General features: G+C 60.8%; 7 protein-coding genes. All 7 read right to left on the minus strand.

Going from position 1 to position 5,967, the window contains the following annotated elements; genetic code table 11:
• Positions 1-400 (minus strand): ISAs1 family transposase (locus CAPSK01_RS11135; protein WP_273703527.1); only part of this gene is annotated, 400 nt, incomplete at its 3' end.
• 169 nt (positions 401-569) lie between these two features.
• The gene (locus CAPSK01_RS11140; RefSeq protein ID WP_034926312.1) at positions 570-1,016 is read right to left on the minus strand and encodes a thioesterase family protein; all 447 of its coding nucleotides are present in this window, start codon (positions 1,014-1,016) and stop codon (positions 570-572) included.
• A gap of 141 nt (positions 1,017-1,157) precedes the next feature.
• Positions 1,158-2,186 (minus strand): hypothetical protein, encoded by a 1,029-nt coding sequence (locus CAPSK01_RS11145; RefSeq protein ID WP_034926314.1) that lies wholly within the window; start codon positions 2,184-2,186, stop codon positions 1,158-1,160.
• Positions 2,187-2,314: 128 nt separating this feature from the next.
• Positions 2,315-3,631, minus strand: coding sequence for an adenylosuccinate synthase (locus tag CAPSK01_RS11150; RefSeq protein ID WP_034926317.1), 1,317 nt, complete (start codon positions 3,629-3,631; stop codon positions 2,315-2,317).
• A complete protein-coding gene (locus CAPSK01_RS11155; protein WP_034926319.1) occupies positions 3,624-4,793 on the minus strand; it encodes an ATP phosphoribosyltransferase regulatory subunit in 1,170 nt (389 codons plus the stop codon). Before CAPSK01_RS11155 ends, CAPSK01_RS11150 begins: the two co-directional genes overlap by 8 nt.
• Complete coding sequence (locus CAPSK01_RS11160; protein ID WP_034926320.1) at positions 4,790-4,975, minus strand: DUF2065 domain-containing protein; 186 nt, start codon at positions 4,973-4,975, stop codon at positions 4,790-4,792. Before CAPSK01_RS11160 ends, CAPSK01_RS11155 begins: the two co-directional genes overlap by 4 nt.
• Positions 4,972-5,862 carry a protease modulator HflC gene (hflC, locus tag CAPSK01_RS11165; RefSeq protein ID WP_034926323.1) on the minus strand — a complete coding sequence of 297 codons (891 nt, stop codon included), beginning with the start codon at positions 5,860-5,862 and terminating at the stop codon, positions 4,972-4,974. Before hflC ends, CAPSK01_RS11160 begins: the two co-directional genes overlap by 4 nt.
• Between the last annotated feature and the right edge of the window lie 105 nt (positions 5,863-5,967).

Raw genomic sequence — 5,967 nt, forward strand, 5'->3', positions numbered from 1 at the left:
CGAGTGCCCCTCTCTGGCACGGCACTGATCTTCGCGGAAGACCACACAAGCCATTCTCTATACTCCAGTGGTTGCGGGAGGCTTTGGCAAATAGGTCGACCGTCTGCACACCGCAGGAACCGATGGCGTAACGGTGGTCACGACTGATGTCTTCACCGATCTGCCGAACCGACTCGATCATGCCGACGCCACCGAGCTTCTTCCATGCCTCACGCATCCGCTTGTCCATCCAGGAGACGTCATTGATCCACGTGTAGCGACGAGTCTCGATCCGGCCATGATCCTTCTCGATTTCTTCAAAACGTCCCACCGTGAGCCGACCAAAACCGGCTTTGGCACCTTCGTCAAAGAACTCGCGAATCGCCTCGGCCAGGTTCTTCTGGTTGTCCTTGACCGGCAAGACGTAATCCCCGCCACGACGCGGGGGAAAGGTCGGGGGTCAGATGGGGAATTCGCAGAGCATGCTCTGCGCTCATCGAACGATTCCGGCGTACAAGCCGGAATGACCCTGCAAGAGAGAGAAACGGTCATGACTTTGATGATCGGGGGGCCCGGAAAGGTCATGATCGTCAGACAGGGGGGCGATCGAAAGGTAACTCGGCACGCGCGCGGAAATGGTCGGGCACCGCAGCTACCTTGCGTGCAGCATAGTCGAAGAAGACGATTCCCGTCTTGCCTCGTGCAACCTCGCGCAGGCTGACCTTTTCCCGCATACACCACAACAGGTCACAGCCCTTGCTGCTGAAATCGCGGGTGGTCATGAAAACGATCATCACCTCGCCGTGGAAGGCTTCGGACTTGTACTGCAGGGCTGCGTCGGCGATCACGATGCCGAGTCCTTCGACATCGAGTTCGCTATAGCCCAGCGACTGGAAGAAGCGTGCTCGTGCTTCGGACACCACCGAGAGCAGCGCGGCATTGTCGAGGTGACCGGCGTAATTCATGTGACTGAGATAGAGCGGAATCTCGGTCGAAAAGGCAAAATTTACGGGCAGTTCGATCTGTATTCTAGGCATGGCTTGGCCTGTAGCGGGTATGGACAACGGCGAGGGAGGGGATCATCCCTGCACACCTCGAGAACGCCTGGTTGCAGCATGCATGGTGCAATTGCGTTGGCGGTTTGATCGGTGCCAACGCCACGATCGGCGGGATGTGTCTCAGAGGTATCGCGCGGCATCGTCAAAATTGATTTTTGCCGGAGACGGCAGCTCGCTGCGTGCGACGCGTCCAAGCACGAAAGCCCTGCGCACTTTCTGGGTACCGGTCAGCTCGGCGATGGAGAAATCGACTTCGGCAGCCACTTCGCTGCTTGTTTTTTCGGTCACGACATTCATCGTGGTCAGTCGCAACTGCTTCTGTTCGACGCTCAGATAGCGACCGGGGTTTTCGAGCACTGCTTGCAGGCATTCGAGTTCGGCTTCCAGTGCCGTTTCACCGCCGCCGATGGCTTGCAGCTGCCGTTCGTTTTCCAGCAGTTCTGCCTCCAGCCTGGCCTGCTCGCTACGTGCCGCGGGTGGCGAACCGAACATCGAACCGAGGCCCGGCCCCTGTTGCTGGAGCAGGCGCAGGCGTGCCCGGATCAGCGCACGGTTGCCTTCCAGTTCCTGTCTTTCGACGCGATTCTCGCCAATCTCCGCCAGGGCTTGCGCCAGCAGGTACTCGAAAACCTGCACCCCCACGACACGCCGCAAGCGGGATTGGTCACGGCCGCAGAGATGCGCGCGATGATCCGAGAAGCTGACGCTGGTTTGCACCACATCGCGCTGCACCATATCGCCTTGCAGCGCCATTCCAAAGATCTTCTGTTCGTTGAACGCCATGCCGAGGATCAGGCAGGCCTCGTCGAGTTCGGGGAACTTGTCGAACAGGGTGCGCAGATTGTCGGATCGCCCGAGCACCGCCGGGATATCCATCGGTGCGACAAAGAATGCCCGCAAAGCCGGGTCAGCCGACCAGGTCGAAGATGACAGGGTATGTACACCGGGCAGGCCCTTCACCAGAGTGCGAAGGAATTCAATCGTCGTCTCGACGGACGGCGTCAGGCGGCGCTGGCAGGAAGGCAGCACGGCCAGACGCGGGTTGGTCAAGGTGATCGCCTTGTCGACCGCGGCTCGCAGCATTTCCTCTGAGACGCCATCAGGATCGAATTGCGCCGGCCGATTCTTGAACCAATCGAGAATGCCCATGTTCACCTCCCGCAAAATTCTGGCTGCACCCTCCCACCGGCGGGAATCGAGTGCCTGCCGATTCGGGCATCGGCCTTCACGACGACGAAGCCAGATCCCCTCGTTGGTTATGACCGACGGCTGCTATGCTATGCCGGTTCGCTCAGAGGATGCCGGCGAAGCACCGTCTCGGCACGCTCCGGCCCGGTCGAGATGATGTCGATCGGAATTCCGCAGAGTTCTTCGATGCGCTCCAGATAGGCACGCGCTGCTGCCGGCAGCGCCTCCATCGTGCCAACTCCGACCGTGGACTCGGACCAGCCGGGCAGGGTCTCGAGCACGGGCTGACAGGCAGCGACCTCGTCAGCGCCCATCGGCAGCCGTTCAACGAGTTTCCCGTCAAGCCGATAGGCGGCACAGATCTTCAGCTCCGACAGACCATCCAGCACGTCGAGCTTGGTAATGCATAGACCGGTGATGCCGTTGATCTGGATCGAGCGCTTGAGTGCTGCCGCATCGAGCCAGCCGCAACGCCGCTTGCGCCCGGTGACGGTACCAAACTCACGCCCTTTTTGCGACATCTGGTGCCCTGGCAGGCCGGCTGTCTCGATATCGAGTTCACTCGGGAAGGGACCGCCACCGACGCGCGTGCAATACGCCTTGGTGATTCCGAGCACGTAGTGCAGCATTCCCGGACCGATCCCTGAACCGGCGGCAGCCTGGCCGGCGACACAGTTCGACGAGGTGACAAAGGGGTAAGTGCCGTGATCGATGTCAAGCAGGGCGCCCTGCGCACCTTCGAAGAGCAGATTGTGGCCCGCCTGGTTGATCGCATGCAGCGCCGCCGAGACGTCGGTGACCAGTGGTTTGATCTCTTCGGCGTCGGTCATGGCCTGCGCGAAAACGGCATCGAAATCGACCGCTGCGGCCCCGAAATAGCGGGTCAGCACGAAGTTGTGGTAGTCGAGGTTGTCTTTCAGACGCTCGGCGAAGCGATCCGGATAGAACAGGTCATAGACCCGCAGCGCCCGCCGCGCCACCTTGTCTTCATACGCCGGGCCGATACCCTTGCCGGTGGTGCCGATCCGTAAATCCGCACACTTCGCTGCCTCGCGTGCATGATCGAGGGCCGCGTGATAAGGCAGAATGATCGGACAGCCCGGGCTGATCTTGAGCCGCGAACGGACGTCAATGCCGCCCGCCTCGAGGACCTTGATCTCGCTGATCAGATGGTGAATATCGAGTACGACACCATTGCCGATGAAGCAATCGACGCCTGCCCGAACGATTCCCGAGGGAACCAGGTTGAGCTTGTAGACCTTGTCGCCGACCACCAGCGTGTGCCCGGCGTTGTGGCCACCCTGGAAGCGAACGACCCCCTTGGCATGATCGGTCAGCCAGTCAACGATCTTGCCTTTGCCCTCGTCACCCCATTGTGTCCCCACGACCACCACATTCTTAGCCATTCCCGTGATCCGTTCCTGTGATTGCCTCAACAAGCCATTGCCCGTCACGTTCGACCAGTTGGCGGTCGCACCGCGGCCCTTCGCTTCGTGTTTCGGCCGGTAGACGTTCGACGACGATTTCGCCCTGCGCACGCAGCGTGGCAATTGCGGCCGCCAGTGCTGTCTGGGCCGCAGCAGCAGGCGCCAGAATCGCTCCGGGTGGTGCCGCACTTTCCGCCAGCCGTGCCAGTTCGCGCAAATCCATCGAAAAACCGGTTGCTGGCCGTGCGCGGCCGAAAACCCTACCGACGCCATCATAACGTCCGCCGCGTGCGAGGGCACTCGAGAAGTCAGGACAATAGGCGGCGAAGACGACACCGTTGTGATAGTGGTAGCCGCGCAGGTCGGCGAGATCGAACGATAGCGGCAGATCGGGCAGCGACGCCTGCAACTGCCGCAAGGTTTCCAGCGCTGCAGTGATTGCCGGCAAGGGAGGCAGCGCTTTGGCAGCCGCGGCAAGAGTTTCGACGCCACCATAGAGGTCGGGCAGCGCCAGCAGCGCAGAACGCAGAGGTTCGTCGAGCTTGCCGCAAGGCTCGCGAAGACTCGGCACATCTTTGGCCTGCAGCAATTGCAGCAGCGCTCCCTCGAGTTCGGAATCCAGGCCGGAGGCTGCCGAAAGCGCACGAAAAACGCCGACATGGCCAAGATCGATACGTGCTGCCGGAACGCCGGCAGCGTCGAGTGCGGCGGCCATCAGGCGAATGACTTCGTGGTCGGCGGCAACCCCGGCGTGACCATACAGCTCGGCCCCGAGCTGGATCGGTTCGCGACTCGCGGTCAGCGACGCCGGCAGGGTATGCAGCACGCTGGCGCAGTAGCACAGTCGCGCCACCCCCTGACGATTGAGCAGGTGGGCATCAATGCGGGCAACCTGCGGCGTGATGTCGGCACGTAAGCCGAGCGTGCGTCCCGACAACTGGTCGACCAGCTTGAAGGTCCGCAGCCGCAGATCGTGCCCGGAGCCGGTGAGCAGGGAATCCAGGTATTCGAGCAGCGGTGGCATCACCAACTCGTAGCCATGCACGCGGAACAGATCCAGCAGTGTCCGGCGCAGCCGCTCGATCTGCGCGGCTTCTGACGGCAGGGCATCGGCGATATGTTCGGGCAGTAGCCAGTTCATCGGAAAATCATCAGCAATACCAGCCCGACCAACATCGAGGTCAGGCCGATGAAGCGGATCTGCCCGTCGGAAAAGCGGATCAGACGCCGGAAGGTTTCACGCCAGGCGTTCGGCGCCACGAATGGCAACAGCCCTTCAAGCACCAGCATCAGGGCAAAGGCAAGCAGCAGGTGATCGATCATTTGCCGGCTTTGTCGCCACTTCGGCTGATGCTCTTCATATACTTGAAGAAATCGGAGTTGGGCTCGACGACGATCAGGTCATTCTTGCCCTTGAAGCTGTTGCGATAGGCTTCGAGGCTGCGATAGAAAGCGTAGAACTCCGGGCTGCCTTCAAAAGCCTGCGCATAGATTGCCGAGGCCTTGGCGTCGCCCTCACCCTTCATCTTCTGTGCATCGCGATAAGCCTCGGCAACGATCACCTCACGCTGCTTGTCGGCGTCGGCGCGAATCTTTTCGGCCTCGGCAGCCCCCTGCGAACGCAATTCGTTGGCCACCCGCTTACGTTCTGCGTCCATGCGGCGATACACCGATTCGCTGACATCGCTGGGCAGTTCGACACGTTTGACGCGCACGTCGACGATCTGCACGCCAATCTTGCGGGCGTCGAGGTCGGCCTTCTCGCGCATCTGGGCCATGATCTTGTCGCGCTCGCCAGAAACCACATCATGCACGGTGCGCTTGCCGAATTCCTCGCGCAGGCCGGCATTGACGGTCTGCGTCAGCCGCGTCTTGGCTCGCGATTCATCGCCGGCCACCGAGATGTAGTAGAGCTTGGGATCGACGATTCGCCACTTGGTAAACGAATCCACGAGAACGTTCTTCTTTTCCGAAGTGATGAAACGCTCGGGTTCGGTACTGTCCAGGGTGAGGATGCGCTTGTCGAAAAAGCGCACATTCTGGATCAATGGCCACTTGAAATACAGGCCGGGTTCCTCGATGACATTGCGGACTTCGCCGAGCTGAAAGATGATGGCGTATTGACGCTGGTCAACCGTAAAAATGGTCGCTCCGAGCACCACCAGCACGGCCACGAAAACGGCCGCAACGATATTCATGCTTGCTTTCATCAGCGAGACTCCCGATCACGCTGGCGTAGCGTCTCACGCGAACGTGCTTCGTTTTTCTCGACCACCTGTGGCGGCACCTCGTTGGAAACGACCGGCGCCGGTCGT

Origin of the sequence: Candidatus Accumulibacter vicinus (assembly GCF_000584955.1) — a bacterium.
Classification (GTDB): domain Bacteria; phylum Pseudomonadota; class Gammaproteobacteria; order Burkholderiales; family Rhodocyclaceae; genus Accumulibacter; species Accumulibacter vicinus.

Coding starts and splice junctions, on each gene's coding strand:
- CAPSK01_RS11160 (WP_034926320.1), bottom strand. CDS start 4,975: ATGATCGATCACCTGCTGCTTGCCTTTGCCCTGATGCTGGTGCTTGAA.
- CAPSK01_RS11150 (WP_034926317.1), bottom strand. CDS start 3,631: ATGGCTAAGAATGTGGTGGTCGTGGGGACACAATGGGGTGACGAGGGC.
- CAPSK01_RS11140 (WP_034926312.1), bottom strand. CDS start 1,016: ATGCCTAGAATACAGATCGAACTGCCCGTAAATTTTGCCTTTTCGACC.
- hflC (WP_034926323.1), bottom strand. CDS start 5,862: ATGAAAGCAAGCATGAATATCGTTGCGGCCGTTTTCGTGGCCGTGCTG.
- CAPSK01_RS11155 (WP_034926319.1), bottom strand. CDS start 4,793: ATGAACTGGCTACTGCCCGAACATATCGCCGATGCCCTGCCGTCAGAA.
- CAPSK01_RS11145 (WP_034926314.1), bottom strand. CDS start 2,186: ATGGGCATTCTCGATTGGTTCAAGAATCGGCCGGCGCAATTCGATCCT.